This is a genomic window from Plantibacter sp. MDV22-iso1, from assembly GCF_058408345.1.
The window spans coordinates 1-19,639 of the sequence record NZ_JBZVDY010000003.1 but is presented as its reverse complement, the minus strand read 5'-3'; the positions used below and the strand labels follow the sequence as shown (position 1 = coordinate 19,639).

At 70.1% G+C, this 19,639-nt stretch carries 16 protein-coding genes; 12 read left to right on the top strand and 4 right to left on the bottom strand.

All coding sequences use genetic code 11. The features are described 5' to 3' along the window. The first annotated feature begins 2 nt into the window (after positions 1-2). Positions 3-2,516 (top strand): phenylalanine--tRNA ligase subunit beta, encoded by a 2,514-nt coding sequence (pheT, locus tag AC4PMY_RS14950; RefSeq protein ID WP_491623100.1) that lies wholly within the window; start codon positions 3-5, stop codon positions 2,514-2,516. Between the two features lie 73 nt (positions 2,517-2,589). Here pheT and AC4PMY_RS14945 read toward each other — a convergent pair whose 3' ends face one another. Both AC4PMY_RS14945 and AC4PMY_RS14940 read right to left on the bottom strand, forming a co-directional pair. Next, positions 2,590-4,149 carry a helix-turn-helix domain-containing protein gene (locus AC4PMY_RS14945; RefSeq protein WP_064294418.1) on the bottom strand — a complete coding sequence of 520 codons (1,560 nt, stop codon included), beginning with the start codon at positions 4,147-4,149 and terminating at the stop codon, positions 2,590-2,592. Between the two features lie 36 nt (positions 4,150-4,185). Then, the gene (locus AC4PMY_RS14940; RefSeq protein WP_491623099.1) at positions 4,186-4,833 is read right to left on the bottom strand and encodes a hypothetical protein; all 648 of its coding nucleotides are present in this window, start codon (positions 4,831-4,833) and stop codon (positions 4,186-4,188) included. A gap of 140 nt (positions 4,834-4,973) precedes the next feature. On the opposite strand from AC4PMY_RS14940, the gene AC4PMY_RS14935 reads away from it, so the two are divergent. The 9 genes from AC4PMY_RS14935 (at position 4,974) to AC4PMY_RS14895 (ending at position 14,553) form a co-directional block, all read left to right on the top strand. After that, positions 4,974-6,257, top strand: a complete 1,284-nt coding sequence (locus AC4PMY_RS14935) for a sensor histidine kinase (RefSeq protein ID WP_139205491.1) — start codon at positions 4,974-4,976, stop codon at positions 6,255-6,257. Then, the gene (locus AC4PMY_RS14930) at positions 6,254-6,943 is read left to right on the top strand and encodes a response regulator (protein ID WP_071262291.1); all 690 of its coding nucleotides are present in this window, start codon (positions 6,254-6,256) and stop codon (positions 6,941-6,943) included. Before AC4PMY_RS14935 ends, AC4PMY_RS14930 begins: the two co-directional genes overlap by 4 nt. 201 nt (positions 6,944-7,144) lie before the next feature. Further along, positions 7,145-8,188 (top strand): N-acetyl-gamma-glutamyl-phosphate reductase, encoded by a 1,044-nt coding sequence (gene argC / locus AC4PMY_RS14925; protein ID WP_064294415.1) that lies wholly within the window; start codon positions 7,145-7,147, stop codon positions 8,186-8,188. Then, complete coding sequence (argJ, locus tag AC4PMY_RS14920; RefSeq protein WP_491623098.1) at positions 8,185-9,354, top strand: bifunctional glutamate N-acetyltransferase/amino-acid acetyltransferase ArgJ; 1,170 nt, start codon at positions 8,185-8,187, stop codon at positions 9,352-9,354. Before argC ends, argJ begins: the two co-directional genes overlap by 4 nt. A gap of 2 nt (positions 9,355-9,356) precedes the next feature. Then, the gene (gene argB, locus AC4PMY_RS14915) at positions 9,357-10,262 is read left to right on the top strand and encodes an acetylglutamate kinase (RefSeq protein WP_426738564.1); all 906 of its coding nucleotides are present in this window, start codon (positions 9,357-9,359) and stop codon (positions 10,260-10,262) included. Further along, positions 10,259-11,443, top strand: a complete 1,185-nt coding sequence (locus AC4PMY_RS14910) for an acetylornithine transaminase (protein ID WP_491623097.1) — start codon at positions 10,259-10,261, stop codon at positions 11,441-11,443. The genes argB and AC4PMY_RS14910 overlap by 4 nt, the downstream gene beginning before the upstream one ends. 35 nt (positions 11,444-11,478) lie before the next feature. After that, positions 11,479-12,420: an ornithine carbamoyltransferase gene (gene argF / locus AC4PMY_RS14905; protein WP_064294412.1), complete on the top strand. Its 942-nt coding sequence runs from the start codon at positions 11,479-11,481 to the stop codon at positions 12,418-12,420. A 69-nt stretch (positions 12,421-12,489) separates the two neighbouring features. Continuing rightward, positions 12,490-13,920: an argininosuccinate lyase gene (gene argH, locus AC4PMY_RS14900; protein WP_064294411.1), complete on the top strand. Its 1,431-nt coding sequence runs from the start codon at positions 12,490-12,492 to the stop codon at positions 13,918-13,920. A gap of 15 nt (positions 13,921-13,935) precedes the next feature. Beyond that, a complete protein-coding gene (locus AC4PMY_RS14895; protein ID WP_491623096.1) occupies positions 13,936-14,553 on the top strand; it encodes a DNA-3-methyladenine glycosylase in 618 nt (205 codons plus the stop codon). A gap of 9 nt (positions 14,554-14,562) precedes the next feature. Here AC4PMY_RS14895 and AC4PMY_RS14890 read toward each other — a convergent pair whose 3' ends face one another. Further along, positions 14,563-15,162 carry a hypothetical protein gene (locus tag AC4PMY_RS14890; protein WP_071262286.1) on the bottom strand — a complete coding sequence of 200 codons (600 nt, stop codon included), beginning with the start codon at positions 15,160-15,162 and terminating at the stop codon, positions 14,563-14,565. Next, positions 15,159-15,791, bottom strand: a complete 633-nt coding sequence (locus AC4PMY_RS14885; protein WP_491623095.1) for a DNA-binding protein — start codon at positions 15,789-15,791, stop codon at positions 15,159-15,161. The genes AC4PMY_RS14890 and AC4PMY_RS14885 overlap by 4 nt, the downstream gene beginning before the upstream one ends. 168 nt (positions 15,792-15,959) lie before the next feature. On the opposite strand from AC4PMY_RS14885, the gene tyrS reads away from it, so the two are divergent. Beyond that, positions 15,960-17,270, top strand: coding sequence for a tyrosine--tRNA ligase (tyrS, locus tag AC4PMY_RS14880; protein WP_064294407.1), 1,311 nt, complete (start codon positions 15,960-15,962; stop codon positions 17,268-17,270). 43 nt (positions 17,271-17,313) lie between these two features. Further along, positions 17,314-19,248 (top strand): outer membrane protein assembly factor BamB family protein, encoded by a 1,935-nt coding sequence (locus tag AC4PMY_RS14875; RefSeq protein WP_491623094.1) that lies wholly within the window; start codon positions 17,314-17,316, stop codon positions 19,246-19,248. Positions 19,249-19,639: the final 391 nt, after the last annotated feature.

Below are 19,639 nucleotides of genomic sequence, written 5' to 3'. Positions count from 1 at the left end.
TCGTGCGTGTTCCATTGAGCTGGCTCGGGGAGTTCGTCGAACTCGCCCCGGGGACCACCCCTGAAGACGTCCACGCTGCGCTCGTGCGCGTCGGACTCGAGGAGGAGGACGTCCACCGCTTCGAGCTGACGGGTCCCATCGTGGTCGGCGAGGTCCTCGAGTTCGTCGAGGAGCCGCAGTCCAACGGCAAGACCATCCGCTGGTGCCAGGTCCGCGTCGCCGAGGGTGACGCCGAGGGGGCCGTGCGCGGCATCGTCTGCGGCGCCGGCAACTTCTTCGTCGGCGACCAGGTGGTCGTCACCCTGCCCGGCGCCGTCCTGCCCGGTCCGTTCCCGATCGCCGCTCGCAAGACCTACGGCCACGTGTCCGACGGCATGATCGCCTCGGCTCGCGAGCTCGGTCTCGGTGAGGACCACGACGGGATCCTGCGCCTCTCGACGATCGGGGTCGAGGCGCCTGTCGGCACCGACGCGATCAGCCTGCTCGGTCTGGACGACGCTGCAGTCGAGCTCAACGTGACGCCCGATCGCGGCTACGCGTTCTCGATCCGAGGGGTCGCACGCGAGTACTCCCACGCGACCGGTGCGGCCTTCCGCGACCCGGCCGGGAGCGTCCCCGAGGCGTTCACCGGCCCACTCGACGGCTTCCCCGTCACGATCGAGGATGCAGCGCCGATCCGCGGTCGCGTCGGGTCGAGCGTCTTCGTCACGCGCGTCGTGCGTGACGTCGACCCGACGAAGCCCACCCCGCCGTGGATGGTGGCCCGGTTGAAGCTCGCGGGCATCCGCTCGCTGTCGCTCGTCGTGGACATCACGAACTACGTCATGCTCGAGCTCGGGCAGCCGATCCACGGGTACGACCTCGACAAGCTCACGGGCGGCATCGTCGTCCGGCGCGCGCGGTCCGGCGAGACCTTCGTCACGCTCGACGGCCAGGAGCGCAAGCTCCACGACGAGGATCTGCTGATCACCGACGACTCGGGCCCGATCGGGCTCGCCGGCGTGATGGGTGGCCTCGACACCGAGATCACCGATGACACGCGCAACGTCCTCATCGAGGCCGCGAACTTCGACCAGGTGTCCATCGCGCGGAGCGCGCGTCGTCACAAGCTGCCGAGCGAGGCGTCCAAGCGGTTCGAGCGTGGTGTCGATCCTCGGATCGCCGTCGCGGCCGCCGGTCGCGTCGCGCAGCTGCTCGTCGACCTGGCGGGTGGCCGGACGGACGACCTCGGCTCCACCGTCACCGCGGCGACGGATCGCGAGCCGATCCTGCTCCCCGACGACTACATCAACGGCCTCATCGGCGTCACGTTCGGAGCCGACGAGACGAGATCCGCGCTCGCTGAGATCGGCGCGGCCGTCGAGACGACCGACGGCGGCCTGCTCGTGACGCCACCGAGCTGGCGCCACGACATCACCGGCAAGGAGGACCTCGCCGAGGAGGTGGCGCGGATCCTCGGCTACGACCGCATCCCGTCGCTGCTCCCCGTCGCGCCTCCGGGACGCGGGCTCTCTCGCTCGCAGCGGCTGCGCCGCGGGGTCTCCGATGCGCTCGCCTACGGCGGCGCCACCGAGGTGTTGGCCTACCCGTTCGTCTCCGCCGAGGAGAACGCGCGGTTCGGCGCACCGCAACCAGGTGAGTTCCCGGCCGTGAAGCTCGCGAACCCGCTCGACGCGAAGGCCCCCTTCCTCCGCGCGTCGATCCTGCCCGGTCTCCTCGCGGTGGCCCACCGGAACGTCTCGCGTGGTCTGACCGACCTCTCGATCTTCGAGGTCGGCGCGGTGTTCCGTCCGTCCCGTCACGGTGCGTTCGGCCAGGCCGAACTCCCGCAGGCGGCGGTCCGTCCGAGCGAGGCCCAGCTCGAGGAGCTCGAGGCGGGTGTCCCGGCTCAGCCGCGTCATCTCGGCTTCCTCGCGGTCGGCAACGCCGTCCCGAAGCAGCCGGGCCAGCCCGCCGTCGCGGCCGGTATCGCCGACGCGCTCGAGGCCGTCCAGGCCGTCGCGGTGGCGACCGGCGTCGACATCACCGTCTCGCAGGGCAGCCACCAGGCACTGCACCCCGGACGGACCGCGGCCTTGCACGTCGGCGACGTCCTGGTGGGGTATGCGGGGGAGGTGCACCCGGCCGTCGCCGAGGAGGCGAACCTGCCGCGCGTCGTGGCGGTCGCGGAACTCGACCTGGATCGCATCATCGCGCTCGGCGACGCACTGCCCGAGGCCGTCGGCATCGGCACCCTGCCTGCGGCGACGCAGGACCTCTCGCTGCTCGTCCCCGCGACGGTCGCAGCGGGTGAGGTCCTCGACGCCGTCCGCGTCGGCGCCGGTTCGCTGCTCGAGCACATCCGCCTCGTCGACGACTACCGCGGCTCGGGTGTCCCCGAGGGCGGCAAGAGCCTGACCTTCGCCCTGCGGTTCCGGGCTCCGGACCGCACGCTCACCGCGGCGAAGGCGAGCGACGCGAAGCTCGCCGGCGCGGCAGTGGCGGCCGAGCGTTTCGGCGCGAGCATCCGGGACTGAGCCGGTCGTACCGGACGACAGCGGCCCCGCGGATCGACGATCTGCGGGGCCGCGTCCGTCTGGCGGGACGAACTCAGTCGCGGAAGGTCTCGATCGACGCACCCAGAGTGATGAGCCGCTCCTGCAGCTGCTCATACCCGCGAGCGATGATGTCGACGTTGCGGAGCACGCTCGTACCCTTCGCGGCGAGCATGGCGAGCAGGATGACGACGGCCGGTCGCAGCGCGGGAGGGCAGCTCACCTCGGCGCCGGACCAGTGCGTCGGCCCGGAGACGTCGATGCGGTGCGGGTCGCGCAGACGGACGTTGGCGCCGAGCCGCGTCAGGTCGGTGAGGTGGATCGCCCTGCCCTCGTACACCCAGTCGTGGATGAGCGTGTCGCCCTCGGCGCAGGCCGCGATGACCGCGAAGAACGGGAGGTTGTCGATGTTCAGCCCTGGGAACGGCATGGGGTGGATCTTGTCGATCGGGGCGTGCAGCTTCGAGGGGTGCACGGTGACGTCGACGAGTCGGGTCCGACCGTTCGCCGCCGCGTACTCGGGGGAGCGGGTGTAGCGCAGTCCCATCTCGCCGAGCGTCGCGAGCTCGATCTCCATGAACTCGATCGGCACGCGAGTGACGGTGATCTCCGAGTCGGTGACGATCCCCGCGGTGAGCAGACTCATCGCCTCCACCGGGTCCTCACTCGGCCAGTAGTCCACGTCCTCGTTGATGACGCTGCGGCCGGTGATCCGGAGCGTCGTGCTCCCGATGCCCTCGATGGTGATGCCGAGGAGCTCCAGGTAGAAGCACAGGTCCTGCACCATGTAGTTCGGGCTGGCGTTGCGGATGATCGTCACGCCGTCGCGCACCGCGGCGGCCATGATGGCGTTCTCGGTCACGGTGTCGCCCCGCTCGGTGAGCACGACGCTCAGCTCCTCGGGCACGTCGGGGGCGACGGTGGCCTGGTACCAGCCGGCGGTCGCCTCGATGGACAGGCCGAACGGCCGGAGCGCGATGAGGTGCGGTTCGACGGTGCGGGTCCCGAGGTCGCAACCACCGGCGTAGGGGAGGGCGAAGGTGTCGTAGCGGCCGAGCAGCGGACCGAGGAACATCAGCACACTGCGGGTCCGGCGACCGGCGTCCTCGTCGATGCTCTCGAGCGAGAGGTCGTCCGGGACGTGGATCTCGACGTCCTGGCCGTCGGGCGACCAGACCACCGAGACGCCCAGGCTGCGCAGGACGTCGATGATGCGGTCGACCTCGACGATCCGGGCGATGCCGTGCAGCGTGGTGCGGCCGCGGTTCATGAGTGCGGCGCACAGGAGCGCGACCGAGGCGTTCTTGCTCGAACGCACCGCGATCGTCCCGTGCAGCTGTCGGCCGCCCTGGACACGGAGGTGCGAGTTCTTCTTCTGTTCGCCGAAACTGACGATCTCGCTCTCGAGCGCGGTGCTGATCCGGCTCAGGAGGTCGATGCTGATGTTCTGACTACCCTGCTCGATCCGGTTGATCGCGCTCTGGCTCGTGCCGACGCGTTCCGCCAGCTGGGCCTGGGTGAGTTTGCGTCCCTGTCGGGCGCCGCGGATGAGTGCTCCGACCTGCCGGAGCGGTGCCGCAGGGTCCGTTCGTTCAAACGTTGCCGTGTCTTCCATGTCGTCACTCTATCTCAGATATGAGATAGAACGCCGTTAGGGGCGCCCCTGAGATGACTCGGCTGCATGTGAAACCCGTTCCGTGGTGTCAGGCGCGGGCGCGGAGCTCCGGAAGACGGCGGCGTACACCGGGCCTGCGACGAACCAGATGGCCGTGATCGCGACGAGCTTGATGATCATGCCCCAGATGACGTCCTCGTTCGCGAGGGCGAAGGACGCGGGGACCCTCCAGCCGATCATGGCCTGCATCGCGAGGAGCCCGGTGATCGCGATCACGACGGCGAGGACCACCCGACGCCACTCCGACCAGGCGGCACGGATGTACGCGGGACCGGACTTCGGCTTGGGCCGCGGTGCTGGACCGCCCGCGAACCGGTGTGCGAACCAGACGTCCGCCTTCGTGATGAGCGTGTGCCCGAACGCCACCGTGAAGCCCAGGTAGAGGGTCGCGAGGAGGTGCGTGACGTTCGGCTCCTCGCCGGACGCGAGGTCGATCGCGGTCAGGACGAGGAGGACGAGGTCCACGACCGGTACACCGATCAACATGATCGCGCTGAGCCGGCGCCGCCGGAGGAGGTAGCGGGCCGCGAGCCCGCCGAAGAGGAGGATCCAGAACGCGGCCTCCGCGCCGAGGATGGCCCAGATGAGCGGGCTCGTGCCGAAGAGTTCAGTGAAGCTGTCCATGTTCCGATGGTGTCGCGGGATGATGCCGTGCCACATCGACCGTGCTGCTGATCCTCCGGCGACGGGGTCAGCGGAACTGCGTACGCGGGTTCGTCCCTCCGACGCTCGCGGCGCGCGGCTCGAGCTGATGTGATGGAGGCATGGCTGCTCTCGAAGGACCGCGCGCATGGGTGGATCGACACCGGGAGCCGGTCATCACCTCGGTGTGCGCAGCCATGGGACTCCTGTTCGCCCTCCTCGGGATCCATGTCCCCTGGGGGACGACCGTGTCGGAACCGCCGCTCCTCCTGACCCTCGTCTTCCTCACGGCCATCCTGGCGGTGCACCTGCTCCGCCGCCGACGCCCGTTGACCACGCTGGCCGTCGGCATCCTGATCGCCCTCGCCGAGGCGCTCACCACCGGAGGCAGCGGCCTCGGGATGCTCATCGTCGTGTCCGACCTCGCCTACGCGGCGGCGCTCTACTCGCGGTCCCGGGTCATCGACGTCGCCGCGTTCGCCTGCACCGCGCTCGCCGTCGTGTCGGTCGGTGTCTTCGCGGTGATCTGGTTCACCGACGACGTCGAGGCCGTCACCCGTCTCGGTCGCGGAGTGGTCCTCGGCTCGCTCATCATCGTCCCGGTCATCCTGGCGAGTTCGATCTGGTACGGCAGGATGGTCCGGTACCCCCGCCTCGAGGCCGAACGCCAGCGCGAGCGCGCGGACACGATCGCCCAGGCAGCGGCTGCGCTCCGGCAGGACGCCGTGACCCGTGAACGGCTCGAGCTCAGCCGGGAGCTGCACGACGTCATCGCCGGTCACCTCTCGGCGATCGCGATGCAGTCGGCGGCGGCCCTGGAACGACGCGACGGCACCGACCCGGTGGCGCTCCGGCGCAGCCTCGCACTCGTCCGGACCAGCAGTCTCGACGCGCTCGCCGACATGCGCACGATGATCGACGTGCTCCGCGGTGACCAGTCGGCCGACGACCTGACCCAGGCTCCGGACCGACTCACGGCCGAGTCGGTCCGCCGCGCAGTCGAGGTCGCGCGTGCCAACGGGCTGGAGGTGGAGGTCCGGGCACCGGAGGACGCGGCGCTCGCCGAAGTCCCCGCGCAGACGTCGATCGTCGGCCTCCGCACGCTCGTCGAAGGCCTGACGAACACTGCGAAGCACGCACCGGGAGCAGCCGTGCGGGTCGAGGTCTCGCTTCCACCCGGCGCCCTGTCCGTCACGCTCAGCAACCCGATGCCGACGGCGGCCACGTCTTCGGTGCTCGCCGGGTCCGGTGGGGTCGGCCTCGTCGGCCTGGCCGAGCGGGCACGTCTGGTCGGAGGCGACCTCGTCGCGGGGCCGGACGGTCCCGACTGGCGGACGGCGCTCACCGTGCCGACCCTAGCGTCGCCCTCCACCGCCTCGGTCGCCCTTGCAGGAGGGGCGTCATGACCATCACCGTCCTCATCGCGGACGACCACGCGGCCGTCAGAGCGGGTCTGGGGGCGCTGCTCGACGAGCCGGACGACATCCAGGTCATCGCCGAGGCGGCGGACGGTGAGGCCGTCGTCGCGCAAGCCGTGCGACACCGACCGGACGTCGTGCTGCTCGACGTCCAGATGCCGCGTGCCTCCGGGATCGACGCGATACCGGCCATCCTCGCCGCCGTCACCCCGCCGCCGAGCATCATCATGCTCACCACCTTCGCCCTCGACCGGTACGTCGACGAGGCGCTGGCGGCGGGGGCGAACGCCTTCCTGGTGAAGACGGTCTCCGCTGCCGGTCTCGTCGATGCGATCCGACGAGTGCATGCGGGCGAGGCGGTGCTCGCGCCGGAGGTGACCCGCCGAGTCCTCGAACGTCTCGCCGCGGCCAGAACTCCGGTCGCGCCGGCACCGGCTCCGGAGCACCCCGGTCTGGCCACGCTGACACCGCGGGAGCGTGAGGTCCTCGAGCGACTGCGCGAGGGCCTGAGCAACGCGGGGATCGCGACCGTGCTGGGGCTGTCCGAGGCGACGGCCCGGACGCACGTGTCCCGGATCCTCGTGAAGCTCGACGCACGGTCGCGGGTGCAGGCGGCGCTCATCGCGGAGCGGGCTGCGCCGGGCGCGGATTCGTCGGCATCCTCGTCGTCGTAGTACGCTCTCGACATGGCACGTTTCCAGGCACAGGGTTCTTCGCGGGCGATCACGCTCCGCGCCCTCCGCCGTCCCGTGTCCGCACGCGCTACCGCAGAGCGACGATAGGCGACCCCGGTGCTCGCACGGTCCAGGTGATCGTGCCGTCGTCCAGGCGTCGCCGCCTCCGCCCCTCGAGCGTCCACTCAATAAGGTAGAGCCATGTCCTTCTCTGTAGCGGTGGCCGGAGCATCCGGCTACGCAGGAGGCGAGCTGCTTCGGCTGCTCGCCGACCACCCCGACTTCGACGTCAGGACGGTGACCGCGCACGCGAACGCCGGTCAACCGCTCGTCGATCACCAGCCACACCTCCGCTCCCTCCGGCATCTCGTCCTCGAGGCGACGACGCCGGAGGTGCTCGCGGGACACGACGTCGTCTTCCTCGCCCTGCCGCACGGCAAGTCGGGTGAGGTCACGGCATCCCTTCCACCGGAGACCCTCGTCGTCGACTGCGGAGCCGACCACCGGCTCGTCGACGAAGCCGACTGGGACGCGTTCTACGGCGGCGACTACTTCGGCGCCTGGGCCTACGGCGTGCCGGAGCTTCAGACGTCCACCGGTCGGGGGCGCGACGCTCTCGTCGGCGCCAAGCGGATCGCCGCTCCCGGATGCAACGCCAGCACGGTCGCCCTGTCCCTCGCGCCCGGCATCGCCGCGGGGGTGATCGAGCCGCTCGACCTCGTCTCCGTGCTCGCCGTCGGGCCGTCCGGTGCGGGGAAGAGCCTGAAGGTCAACCTGCTCGCGAGCGAGGTGCTCGGCACGGCCAACCCCTACGCCGTCGGCGGTACCCACCGGCACATCCCCGAGATCACGCAGAGCCTCCGGGCGGCCGGTGCCGATCGCGCCTCCATCTCGTTCACCCCGGTCATCGTCCCGATGTCGCGCGGCATCCTGGCCACCTCGACGGCACGCATCGTCCCGGGCACCACGGCGGCAGCCGTCCGCGAAGCCTGGGAGACGGCCTACGCCGACGAACCGTTCGTCCAGGTGCTGCCGGAGGGCTCGTTCCCACGGACGGCCGACGTCCTCGGCGCCAACACCGCGCTGATCGGACTGGCCGTCGACGAGACGGTGGGACGGGTCGTCGTCGTGACCGCCGTCGACAACCTCGTGAAGGGGACCGCCGGCGCGGCGATCCAATCGGCGAACATCGCGCTCGGGCTCCCCGAGACGACCGGCTTGAGTGTGAATGGAGTGGCACCGTGAGTGTGACAGCAGCAGCAGGATTCCTCGCGGCGGGCGTCGCCTGCGGCCTCAAGACCTCCGGGGGCCTCGACCTCGCGGTGGTCCACAACGTCGGTCCGCTGCAGCACGCGGCGACGGTGTTCACGAGCAACCGGTGCAAGGCCAACCCGATCCTCTGGAGCGAGCAGGTCATGCAGGACGGCATCGTCTCGGCGATCGTCCTGAACTCCGGCGGCGCGAACTGCTACACCGGGACGCGCGGTTTCCAGACGACGCACGCGACCGCGGAGGCCGTCGCCGAGCGTCTCGCGATCTCGGCCGGCGACGTCCTCGTCTGCTCCACGGGGCTCATCGGCGAACAGCTCGACCTCGACAAGCTGACCGCAGGCGTGTGGGACGCCACCCGCGCGGTCGCCGGCCAGGACGGTGCGAGCGAAGCGGCCGGGCTCGCCGCGGCGACCGCCATCATGACGACTGACACGAAGCCGAAACAGGCCGTGCGGAGCGCGGACGGATGGACCGTCGGCGGCATGGCGAAGGGCGCGGGCATGCTCGCCCCCGGGCTCGCGACGATGCTCGTCGTCATCACGACCGACGCCGTGCTCGAGCCGGCCCAGCTCGATCAGGCGCTCCGCAGCGCGACCCGCGTCACCTTCGACCGCCTCGACTCCGACGGCTGCATGTCCACGAACGACACGGTGTCGCTCCTCGCCTCCGGGTCGAGCGGCGTCACCCCGGAGCTGTCCGCCTTCACCGAGGCGCTGACGGAGGTCTGTCGCGACCTCACCCTGCAGTTGCAGGCCGATGCCGAGGGCGCGGCCCACGACGTCGCGATCGAGGTCGTCGGCGCGGTGTCCGAGGACGACGCGGTCGAGGTCGCCCGCGCGGTCTCCCGCAGCAACCTCTTCAAGGCGGCCATCTTCGGCAACGACCCGAACTGGGGCCGGGTGCTCGCGGCCGTCGGGACCACGGGCGCAGAGTTCGACCCGTATGGGATCGACGTGGCCATGAACGGCGTCCAGGTGTGCACGGCCGGCGAGCCGGATCAGTCGCGCGACCGCGTCGACCTCTCACCGCGCGCCGTGCACGTGCTCATCGACCTCCACGCCGGCGACACGGGTGCCACCATCTGGACGAACGACCTCACGCACGACTACGTGCACGAGAACAGCGCCTACGCGAGCTGATGATGACCCAGTACCGAGACAACTCTCCCGAGGAGGCGGCGATCAAGGCCGCCACCCTCATCGAGTCCCTTCCCTGGTTGAAGACCTTCCGCGACCAGACGATCGTCGTGAAATTCGGTGGCAACGCGATGGTGAGCGACGAACTCGCGCAGGCGTTCGCCGAGGACATGGTCTACCTGCGCTACGCGGGGCTGAAGCCCGTCGTCGTGCACGGTGGTGGCCCGCAGATCTCCGCGATGCTCGAGCGGCTCGACATCCACAGCGAGTTCCGCGGCGGGTACCGGGTCACGACGCCCGAGGCCATGGAGGTCGTCCGGATGGTCCTCACTGGCCAGGTCAACCCCGAGCTCGTGGGGCGGATCAACGAACACGGCCCGCTCGCCGCAGGACTGTCCGGCGAGGACGCGGGCCTGTTCGGTGGGCGTCGTCGCTCGATCGTCGTGGACGGCGAGACCGTGGACATCGGGCTCGTCGGCGACGTCGTCAGCGTCGACCCGACCTCGGTGCAGGCCTACCTCGACGCCGGCAACATCCCGGTGGTCTCCTCGATCGCCCCCGACCTCGACCAGCCCGGACAGACGCTCAACGTGAACGCCGATGCGGCCGCCGCGGCGCTCGCCGTCGCACTCGGTGCCGCCAAGCTCGTCATCCTGACCGATGTCGCCGGGCTGTACAGCGACTGGCCCAACCGCGACTCGCTCGTCTCGCAGATCACGACGAGTGAGCTCCGAGCCATGCTGCCCTCGCTCGAATCGGGCATGATCCCGAAGATGACCGCCTGCCTCGACGCCGTCGACGGCGGGGTCGCCAAGGCTGCCATCATCGACGGCCGCGTACCCCACTCCATCCTGCTCGAGGTGTTCACCCAGAACGGCTCAGGCACCGAGGTCGTCCCGGAGGACTCATGAGCGACTGGAAGAGCCGCGTCGACCGCGACATGATGCGCACGTTCAACACGCCGATCGCCATGCTGACGCGCGGTGAGGGATGCCATGTCTGGGACGCCGAGGGCAACCGCTACCTCGACTTCCTCGCGGGCATCGCGGTGAACGCACTGGGACATGCGCATCCGGCGTTCGTCGGCGCGATCACGCGCCAGGCGGGCACGCTGGCGCACGTCTCCAACTACTTCTCGAGTCCGCCGCAGCTCGAGCTCGCGGCCCGACTCAAGCGTCTCGCCGGAGCGGACGAGGGCGGTCGGGTGTACTTCGCGAACTCCGGTGCCGAGGCGAACGAGGCGGCGTTCAAGCTCGCCCGACTCAACCACGGCGACGGATCGCGGACCCGGGTGCTCACCCTGGAGAACTCCTTCCACGGGCGGACCTTCGGCGCGCTGGCACTGACCGGCAAGCCCGCCCTGCAGGAGGGGTTCCACCCGCTCCCGGGCGGCGTCGAGCACATCCCGACCACGATCGAGGCACTCGAGGCGGCGATCGACGACCGGGTCGCCGCGCTGATCCTCGAACCGATCAAGGGCGAAGCCGGCGTCATCGACCTGCCAGAGGGCTACCTCGCCCGTGCCAGGGCACTCACCGAGGCGCACGGCGTGCTGCTCATCATCGACGAGATCCAGACCGGGGCAGGTCGGACGGGGGAGTGGTTCGCGTTCCAGCGGGACGGCATCGTCCCGGACGCGATCACCGTCGCCAAGGGGATCGGCGGTGGCATGCCGATCGGCGCCCTCGTCACCTTCGGCGCCGCCTCCGGGCTGTTCGGACCCGGCCAGCACGGCAGCACCTTCGGCGGCAACCCGCTCGCCACCGCGACGGCGAACGCGGTGCTCGAGGAGATCGAGCGCGCCGGTCTCGTGCAGAACGCCGCCGCGCGCGGTGAGCAGTTGCGGGCCGTCATCACCGCCATCGGTTCCCCGCTCGTCGAGGAGGTCCGCGGACACGGGCTGCTCATCGGCATCGGCTTGAGCGCCCCGGTGGCGGCCGAGCTGTCTGCTGCTGCGTTCGACCGTGGGCTCATCATCAACGCCCCGAATGCGACGAGCATCCGGATCGCGCCGCCGCTCATCATCGGCGACGCAGAGATCGACGAGTTCACCTCCCTCTTCCGCGCGGCGCTCGACGCCGTCCAGGCCTGACCGGCCATCGACCCACACGAACAGGACCACCAGCCATGACCCGTCACTTCCTCCGCGACGACGACCTCAGCCCGGCCGAGCAGGCCGAGATCCTCGACCTCGCCACCGAACTGAAGCGCGACCGCTGGTCTCGCAAGCCGCTCGAAGGCCCGCAGACCGTCGCGGTCATCTTCGACAAGTCCTCGACGCGGACGCGCGTCTCCTTCGCCGTGGGGATCGCCGACCTCGGCGGATCACCGCTCATCATCTCGACGGCCAACAGCCAGCTCGGCGGCAAGGAGACGGCCGCCGACACCGCTCGCGTCCTCGAACGTCAGGTCGCGGCGATCGTCTGGCGGACCTACGCCCAGTCCGGTCTCGAGGAGATCTCGGCCGGGACGACCGTGCCCGTCGTCAACGCGCTGTCCGACGACTTCCACCCGTGCCAGCTCCTCGCCGACCTCCTCACGATCCGCGAACACAAGGGCGAGCTCGCCGGTCTGACGATGTCGTTCTTCGGCGACGGAGCGAGCAACATGGCCCACTCCTACCTGTTGGCCGGCGCGACGGCGGGGATGCACGTCCGTATCGCCGCCCCGGCCGAGTTCGCCCCGGCAGCGGACGTCGTCGCCGACGCGGAGCGCATCGCCGCGACGACGGGCGGCTCCGTGCTCGTGACCACCGACCCCGACACGGCGGCGGCGGATGCCGACGTGATGATCACCGACACCTGGGTCTCGATGGGCAAGGAGGACGAGAAGGCGCAACGCGTGGCCATCTTCGGCGGCTACCGGGTCGACCGCAGGCTCATGGGGCTCGCAGCGTCCGACGCCGTCTTCATGCACTGCCTGCCCGCCGACCGCGGCTTCGAGGTCGAGGCCGAGGTCATCGACGGGGCACAGAGCATCATCTGGGACGAGGCGGAGAACCGCCTCCACGCGCAGAAGGCCCTGCTCGTGTGGCTGCTCGAGCAGCAGCACGCCGGCTCTGCGGCCTGACCCTTCCCCGGCTGCGGCCGACCGACCAGTCCGGAGTGCTCCGGACGCCAGCAGTACAGGAGGCCCATCGTGGCAGATCAGCAGAATCGAGCAGGCGAATCCGGGGCCCTCTGGGGCGGACGCTTCGCGAGCGGCCCGTCACCGGAACTCGCCCGTCTGAGCAAGTCCACGCAGTTCGACTGGGTCCTCGCCGCATACGACATCGCGGGCTCCCGTGCCCACGCCAAAGCGCTCGCGTCGGCGGGGTACCTCGACGAGGACGAGCTCGGTGGGATGCTCGCAGCCCTCGACGTCCTGGACGCCGATGTGGCCGACGGGACGTTCGTCGCGGCCGACAGCGATGAGGACGTCCACTCAGCGCTGGAACGCGGGCTCGTCGAACGGGCCGGCAAGGAACTCGGTGGGAAGCTGCGTGCCGGTCGGAGCCGGAACGACCAGATCGCCACGCTCGTGCGTCTCTACCTCATCGATCACGGACGGGTGATCGCCCGCGACGTCATCCACCTGATCGACGCGATCGTCTCCCAGGCCGAAGCACACCCGGACGCGGTCATGCCCGGCCGCACGCACCTGCAGCACGCCCAACCGGTGCTGCTCGCCCACCAGCTGCTCGCGCACGCCTGGCCGCTCACCCGCGACCTGGAACGGCTCCGCGACTGGCTCGCCCGGGCGAGCGCGTCGCCCTACGGTTCCGGAGCGCTCGCCGGGAGCTCCCTCGGGCTCGACCCGGTGCTCGTCGCTCACGAGCTCGGGCTCGACCGGCCGACGGAGAACTCGATCGACGCCACCGCCAGCCGCGACGTGGTCGCCGAGTTCGCGTTCATCACCTCGCTCATCGGGATCAACCTGTCCCGGTTCGCCGAGGAGATCATCGTCTGGAACACCCGCGAGTTCGGGTTCGTGACCCTCGACGACGCCTACTCGACCGGCTCGAGCATCATGCCGCAGAAGAAGAACCCCGACATCGCCGAACTCGCCCGCGGCAAGTCCGGGCGACTCATCGGGAACCTGACCGGGTTGTTGGCGACGCTGAAGGCGCTGCCGCTCGCGTACAACCGCGACCTGCAGGAGGACAAGGAGCCGGTGTTCGACTCCGTGAACCAGCTCGAGGTGTTGCTGCCGGCGTTCACCGGGATGGTGGCGACGCTCCGCTTCGACACGGCACGGCTGCGCGAGCTCGCACCTGAGGGGTTCTCCCTCGCGACGGACGTCGCCGAGTGGCTCGTCAAGCAGGGTGTGGCCTTCCGCGACGCGCACGAGATCAGCGGCGAGCTCGTGCGGTACTGCGAGGAGCGCGGGCTGGCACTCGACGAACCCGACGACGCGGCACTGGCGGGTGTCTCGGAACATCTCACGCCGGCCGTGCGGAGCGTCCTGACCGTCGACGGCTCGATCGGTAGCCGACTCGGCGCCGGAGGGACTGCGCCGGAGCGGGTCCAGGACCAGCTCGTGACGCTCGTCGGGCGGGTGGGCGCGCTGTCGCAGGCCCTCTCGCTCTAGACGGGGCGGGGTCCGATGACGACGGCCGGTCCGCTGCGGGCGGTGACCTCGGGATCGGCCCTCGAGGTCGCGCCCGCGCTGCTCGGAGCGGTGCTGTCCCACACGACACCGGAGGGCACCGTGTCGGTCCGTCTCACCGAGGTCGAGGCCTATCTCGGGGTCGGCGAGGATCCCGGATCCCATGCGCACCGTGGTCCGACCCCGCGCACGAGTCCGATGTTCGGTCCGCCCGGGCGTCTGTACGCCTACTTCAGCTACGGCATGCACGTGTGCGTCAACGTCGTGTGCTCACCCGTCGGCACGGCGTCGGCCGTCCTCCTGCGTGCCGGCGAGGTCGTCGCGGGCCTGGAGCTCGCGCGGCTGCGACGCGGTGAACGGGTGCCGGATCGCGACCTGGCCAGAGGACCGGCGCGGCTCACCGTGGCGCTCGGGATCGCGCTCGACCAGTCGGGTGACGACCTCGCCGAGCCGCCCTTCGATCTGCGCTTGCCCGAGCGCCCGCTCGCCTCTGCGGCCGGTCCGCGGACGGGCGTCAGCGGGGTCGGTGGGGGAGCCGCCTACCCGTGGCGGTTCGTGCTGCCGGGGGAGACGACCGTCTCGCCCTACCGCCGCTCGCCCAGGGCCGTGGACTGATCCGCCGACTCAGCCTCGCGCGAGCAGCAGGATCGACGCCACCCCGGCAGCCCAGAGGAGGCTGGCGAGCGAGCCGATGATGAACCGCTCGCGCGCCTCGGCCGAGTCGAGTTCGGTGAGGCGTCCGACACCCTTCACCGCGACGATGACCGCGATCGCCTCCGGATAGCCGGAGAACAACGCGGCGACGAGGGCGAGCCGTTCGAGGATCCCGATGGCGGTCCCGCCGCGAAGCACTTCGATCGGACGTCCGACGACCTGCGAGGCGCTCGGGTTCCGGCGCTCCACGAGGATGCCGCCGTGGATTCCGGGGGCGACGCTGCCCTTCGTCGCGAGGGTGAGGACGAAGGAGGCGACCGGACCACCGCCGGCGACCGCGACGGCCAGGACGAAGACGCCGAGGAGCACGAGTGCAGGACCGGTCGGCGGGACCGAGGGGACGAGCGCGATCAGGATGGCCCCGACCACCATGAGGGCCGCCGCCACGACCATGAGACGATCCGCGAGACGCGCGCTCAGCATCCGGGCCAGCAGGAGGAAGACGAGCGCGCTTCCGAGGAGGCCGATGACGGTCGGCCAGGTGATGGGCGTGAGCGTGACGAGGTTCATCGCTCGTCCTTTCGGTCGTCGGGGTGGTGCACGGAGGCGTCCTGGTCGAGCTTCGCCAGGAGGCGGATGAGCGCGGTGGTCGCCGCGGCTTCGGCTCGGACTCCGGCGGCCGCGACCCGGCGACTGACCGAACTCTCGGTGATGCCGAGTCGTGCCGCGGCCTCGGACTGGGTCGCGCCGGCCGCGAGCAGGTCGGCGACCTCCCATCCGCCGTCGGTCCTCCGATCGCGGAGGTGGAGGAGGAGCACGATGAGCGCTTCGACATCGGCGCCGCCCTGCTGGTCGGCCGCCTCGAGCGCGAACCGGAAGGGCGCCCGTTTGGCCCGAGTGACGGCCTCTCTCGCAGCGTAGAAGGCCTGACCGGTCGCGGCTCGGGTGGAATCGGGGAGCGGACGTCGGACGTCGCCTTGTCCGATGCCCACGCTCCAGCCGCGATTCCGGAGGAGGTCGAAGGCGATGGCGAGCGCGATCTCGGCGTCATCGGTGGCGAGCTGGAACTCGTCCCCCGCCGTGCGTTCGGCCTGGAGGAGCAGGCGGTCCGCGAACCGGTCGTTGATCGAGTCGATCACATCGGCGGCGCGATCAGGGCCGGTCCGGCTCGCGATCTGATCGACGGTCAGCACGTACACGGCTCTCCTCCCGGCGGTGGCTCGGCTGAATCACCCTAGTCGCAACGTGTAGGTATTTCCACAACTCCGACGAATGAGAGGAATTCCTGCACATCACGATCGCCGCGATCGCGCCGGTGACGATGCACCCGATCCAGCCGCCGATCCTGCGCTGATAGCCTTGCAAGCGTGTCGAACCTCGCTCTTCCTGACCAGCGCAACGATCCGACCTTCGAGGACGTCTGGGACGAACTCGTCTGGCGCGGGCTCGTCCATGTGTCGACGGATCAGCAGGAGCTGAAGCGTCTGCTCGGTGGAGCGCCGATCACCTACTACTGCGGGTTCGACCCGACGGCTGCGAGCCTCCACCTGGGCAATCTGGTCCAGCTGCTCGTCATGCGTCGGCTGCAGCTGGCCGGACACCGCCCGCTCGGGCTCGTCGGCGGTTCGACCGGCCTCATCGGCGACCCACGACCGACCGCCGAGCGCACACTGAACACGCCGGACACCGTCGCCGAGTGGGTGCAGTCCCTCCGCGCGCAGATCGAACGCTTCCTCAGCTTCGAGGGCGACAACGCCGCGCGCATGGTCAACAACCTCGATTGGACCGCACCGCTCTCGGCGATCGACTTCCTGCGGGAGATCGGCAAGCACTACCGCGTCGGCACGATGCTGAAGAAGGACGCGGTCAGTGCCCGCCTCAACTCGGAGGCGGGGATCAGCTACACCGAATTCAGTTACCAGATCCTCCAGGGGATGGACTACCTCGAGTTGTACCGCGAATACGGCTGCGTCCTGCAGACCGGCGGGAGCGACCAGTGGGGCAACCTCACGAGCGGCACCGACCTCATCCACCGGGTCGAGCGGGCGACCGTCCACGCGATCGGGACCCCGCTGATCACGAACTCGGACGGCACGAAGTTCGGGAAGAGCGAAGGCAACGCGGTCTGGCTCGACCCGAGCATGACGAGCCCGTACGCGTTCTACCAGTTCTGGGTCAACACCGACGATGCGGACGTCATCGCCCGGCTGAAGGTGTTCACGTTCCTCGATCGGGTGGAGATCGAGCGACTGGCGGCCGCGACCGAGTCGGAACCGTTCAAGCGGGAGGCGCAGAAGACCCTCGCCTACGCCGTCACCGCGCTCGTCCACGGGGTCGCCGCGACGGATGCGGCCATCGCCGCGTCGGCCGCGCTCTTCGGTCAGGGCGATCTGGACGCTCTCGACGCGGACACGCTGCGGTCGGCGGTCACGGAGTTGCCGAACGCGCGGGTGACGGCGGAGACCCTCGTCATCCAGGCACTCGTCGACACGGAGCTGTGCTCGAGCCTCGGTGAGGCTCGACGCGCGGTCGCCCAGGGAGGCGTCTCGGTGAACAACCGCAAGATCGACGACGTCGACGCGACCCTGGACGACCGGTTCCTCACGGGCGGGGTGGCCGTGCTGCGCCGCGGCAAGCGCACCCTCGCCGGGCTGTTCCTCGACGGAGTGCCCGCCTGATCCGCCGGCGACGGCATCGTCGTCGTCATCGAACCTGAAGGGGATGCTCCGAGTGCAGCTCTGCGAGGCGTGCGGGACCGAGATCGTCGACCGTCGCGACGGTGTGTGCCCGAGTTGTGGGGCCATGCTGCCGCTGCGCACGGGCGAGCTGTCGACGGTGGAGACACCGGCCGAGGCCGAGGCGGCGGCCGAGCGGGAGCCGGCGGACGAATCGATGGACGAGCCCGAGTCGGAGTCCGCGGACGACCGGCCCATGACGGCCGACGACGGCGACCTCGTCGAGACCGATGCACCCCACGTCGAGACCGATGCACCCCACGTCGAGACCGATGCGCCCGCGGGTGAAGCCGATCGGCTGCCGTCGCCGGACGTCGACACCACTGAGCCCACGCCCCCCGGTACCGCGACGTCGATCCCGGCGATCGCCGTGCCGACACCGGTTCCAGATGCTGAGTCCACCAACCCGGCCCCGGCCCCGGCGTCGACTCCGGTTGCGGCGACACCCGCTGCGGCCGAACCGGCCTCGGCAACCGCGGCGGGGGAGGCGCTGGGGGAACCGAGCGCGACCGCGCCCCGAGCCCTCTGGCACCCTGATTCGTTGCCCACCACGGTCAAGCGGACCCCCTCGCGCCGACGATGGTTCCTCCTCGGCGGACTCGCACTCGCCGTGGTCGCTGCGATCGTCGCGGTCGTGCTCATCGTGGTCGCGGCCGTTCCCCACCGCGTCGAGGGGCTCGCGCTCCTCCGCGACCTCCCGACGAAGCCGACCGTCGGAACCTGGGAACTCGCGCATCCGCTGGACGACGAGGTGCCCGCGGGCGACGAGCTCTACCTGAACGGGTACACCGCGAGCCCCAACACCGCGCTGCTCGTGTGGTCGACCGACCGGCCACTGGATCAGACGACGCTCGACGACGCTCCGGGCGAGACGGTGGTCTCCCTGGTGAACACGGCGAACGGCCACACGCTCTGGGACCGTCGCGTCACCGAGCTCTCGCCGGAGTTCGACCGGTTCGACGCACCGGTGGTCGTCTCCCCACCGGATGCGGCCGCGATCGTGCTGAGTCAGGGGGACCTCATGGTCTCCGTGAGCCGTCGCGACGGGCACGTCGTCTCCACCTCGCAAGAGCACTCGAGTGTCGAGGGGATCGGCTTCGCCGACTTCGCCGCGCCGGCGGCGTTCGTCCCGGGTCTCGAGGGTGACCTGCTCATCTCGTCGACCACGGCCGACGGCACCGGGACGGTCGGCCGCTATCGGTCGACGGACCTGACCGACCCGGTCTGGGAGGTCAGTGGTGACGCCGGCGAGCGGGCGACCACCGCGGGCGACAAGCTCTTCTACGACGGTGCGGTCTACTCGCTCGACGACGGATCGACCATCGACTGGCAGGGCGACCTCTCCTGGTACTACCAGCAGGTGGGCGGCGATCTCGTCGCGATCGACTACTCCGGCAACGACACCACGATCCGCGGGGTGGACGACCGCACCGGCGCCGAGCGCTGGAAGGCGACCGGGGCACTGCCGGTGGTGCTCGACGCGAGCGGACTGTTGGTCGTCGCCGACCAGTCGGGGGAGCGGGTCCGCCGCCTCGACCCGCGATCCGGCGAGGTCGAGTGGCGCAGCGGACTGACGAGCACCTGGGACGGCGCCTACACCGTGGGCGACACGATCATGCTCGGTGACGGCGACGGCGGATACACCGGCGTCGGCGCTCGAGACGGTGAGATCCGATACGAGGAGCGGGACGCCGAGGGCAGCCTCGTCGGATACAGCGACCGGACCCTCCTGCTGACGCTCGACGACACGCTCGTCGGCATCGACGCGACCACGGGCGAGCGCAGTTGGTCGGTCGACTCCGCCGGAGACGAGTACTCGTTCACCGCCTGGGGCGGAAGCCCGCTCGCCGTCGCGACGGTCGTCGCGGCCGGTTCCGGCTCAGCGGCCGTGCTCGGCATCGGTGACGCTGATCGGGACTGAAGCGCGTGGATCCGGGCGACACGCCCGGGATGCAGCGAGGATTTGCCAGCCCCTGGCGGTCTGCGTAAAGTAATCACTCGTCACCCCAAAGGTGCGGGAAGCGGAAGAGCTTCCCGGCCTCAAGTGGGACTGATACCCAGCCAAAAGCCGAGCATCTCCACGTGAGTCAAACTCACACTTGAGATCGTCTCACTTCAAGACTAGGTTGGAACTTCCCAGCTCTCGGGTCATCGAAGCGGTGAGGATTGAGCGGACTCCGGTCCACGTAGATCAGCTCCTGGTTCGACTTGACAAGAACCGAAGAAGTGGTAAGTTAGAGAAGTTGCCCTGCAGGGCGGTCGTGATGGCCAAAGGCAGGAGCATCCGATCCTTGAGAACTCAACAGCGTGCA

Bases quoted from the DNA above. Each gene is read 5' to 3' on its own strand.
- AC4PMY_RS14945 (WP_064294418.1), bottom strand. From the start codon at position 4,149: ATGGAAGACACGGCAACGTTTGAACGAACGGACCCTGCGGCACCGCTC.
- AC4PMY_RS14940 (WP_491623099.1), bottom strand. From the start codon at position 4,833: ATGGACAGCTTCACTGAACTCTTCGGCACGAGCCCGCTCATCTGGGCC.
- AC4PMY_RS14935 (WP_139205491.1), top strand. From the start codon at position 4,974: ATGGCTGCTCTCGAAGGACCGCGCGCATGGGTGGATCGACACCGGGAG.
- AC4PMY_RS14930 (WP_071262291.1), top strand. From the start codon at position 6,254: ATGACCATCACCGTCCTCATCGCGGACGACCACGCGGCCGTCAGAGCG.
- argC (WP_064294415.1), top strand. From the start codon at position 7,145: ATGTCCTTCTCTGTAGCGGTGGCCGGAGCATCCGGCTACGCAGGAGGC.
- argB (WP_426738564.1), top strand. From the start codon at position 9,357: ATGACCCAGTACCGAGACAACTCTCCCGAGGAGGCGGCGATCAAGGCC.
- AC4PMY_RS14910 (WP_491623097.1), top strand. From the start codon at position 10,259: ATGAGCGACTGGAAGAGCCGCGTCGACCGCGACATGATGCGCACGTTC.
- argF (WP_064294412.1), top strand. From the start codon at position 11,479: ATGACCCGTCACTTCCTCCGCGACGACGACCTCAGCCCGGCCGAGCAG.
- AC4PMY_RS14895 (WP_491623096.1), top strand. From the start codon at position 13,936: ATGACGACGGCCGGTCCGCTGCGGGCGGTGACCTCGGGATCGGCCCTC.
- AC4PMY_RS14890 (WP_071262286.1), bottom strand. From the start codon at position 15,162: ATGAACCTCGTCACGCTCACGCCCATCACCTGGCCGACCGTCATCGGC.
- AC4PMY_RS14875 (WP_491623094.1), top strand. From the start codon at position 17,314: ATGCTCCGAGTGCAGCTCTGCGAGGCGTGCGGGACCGAGATCGTCGAC.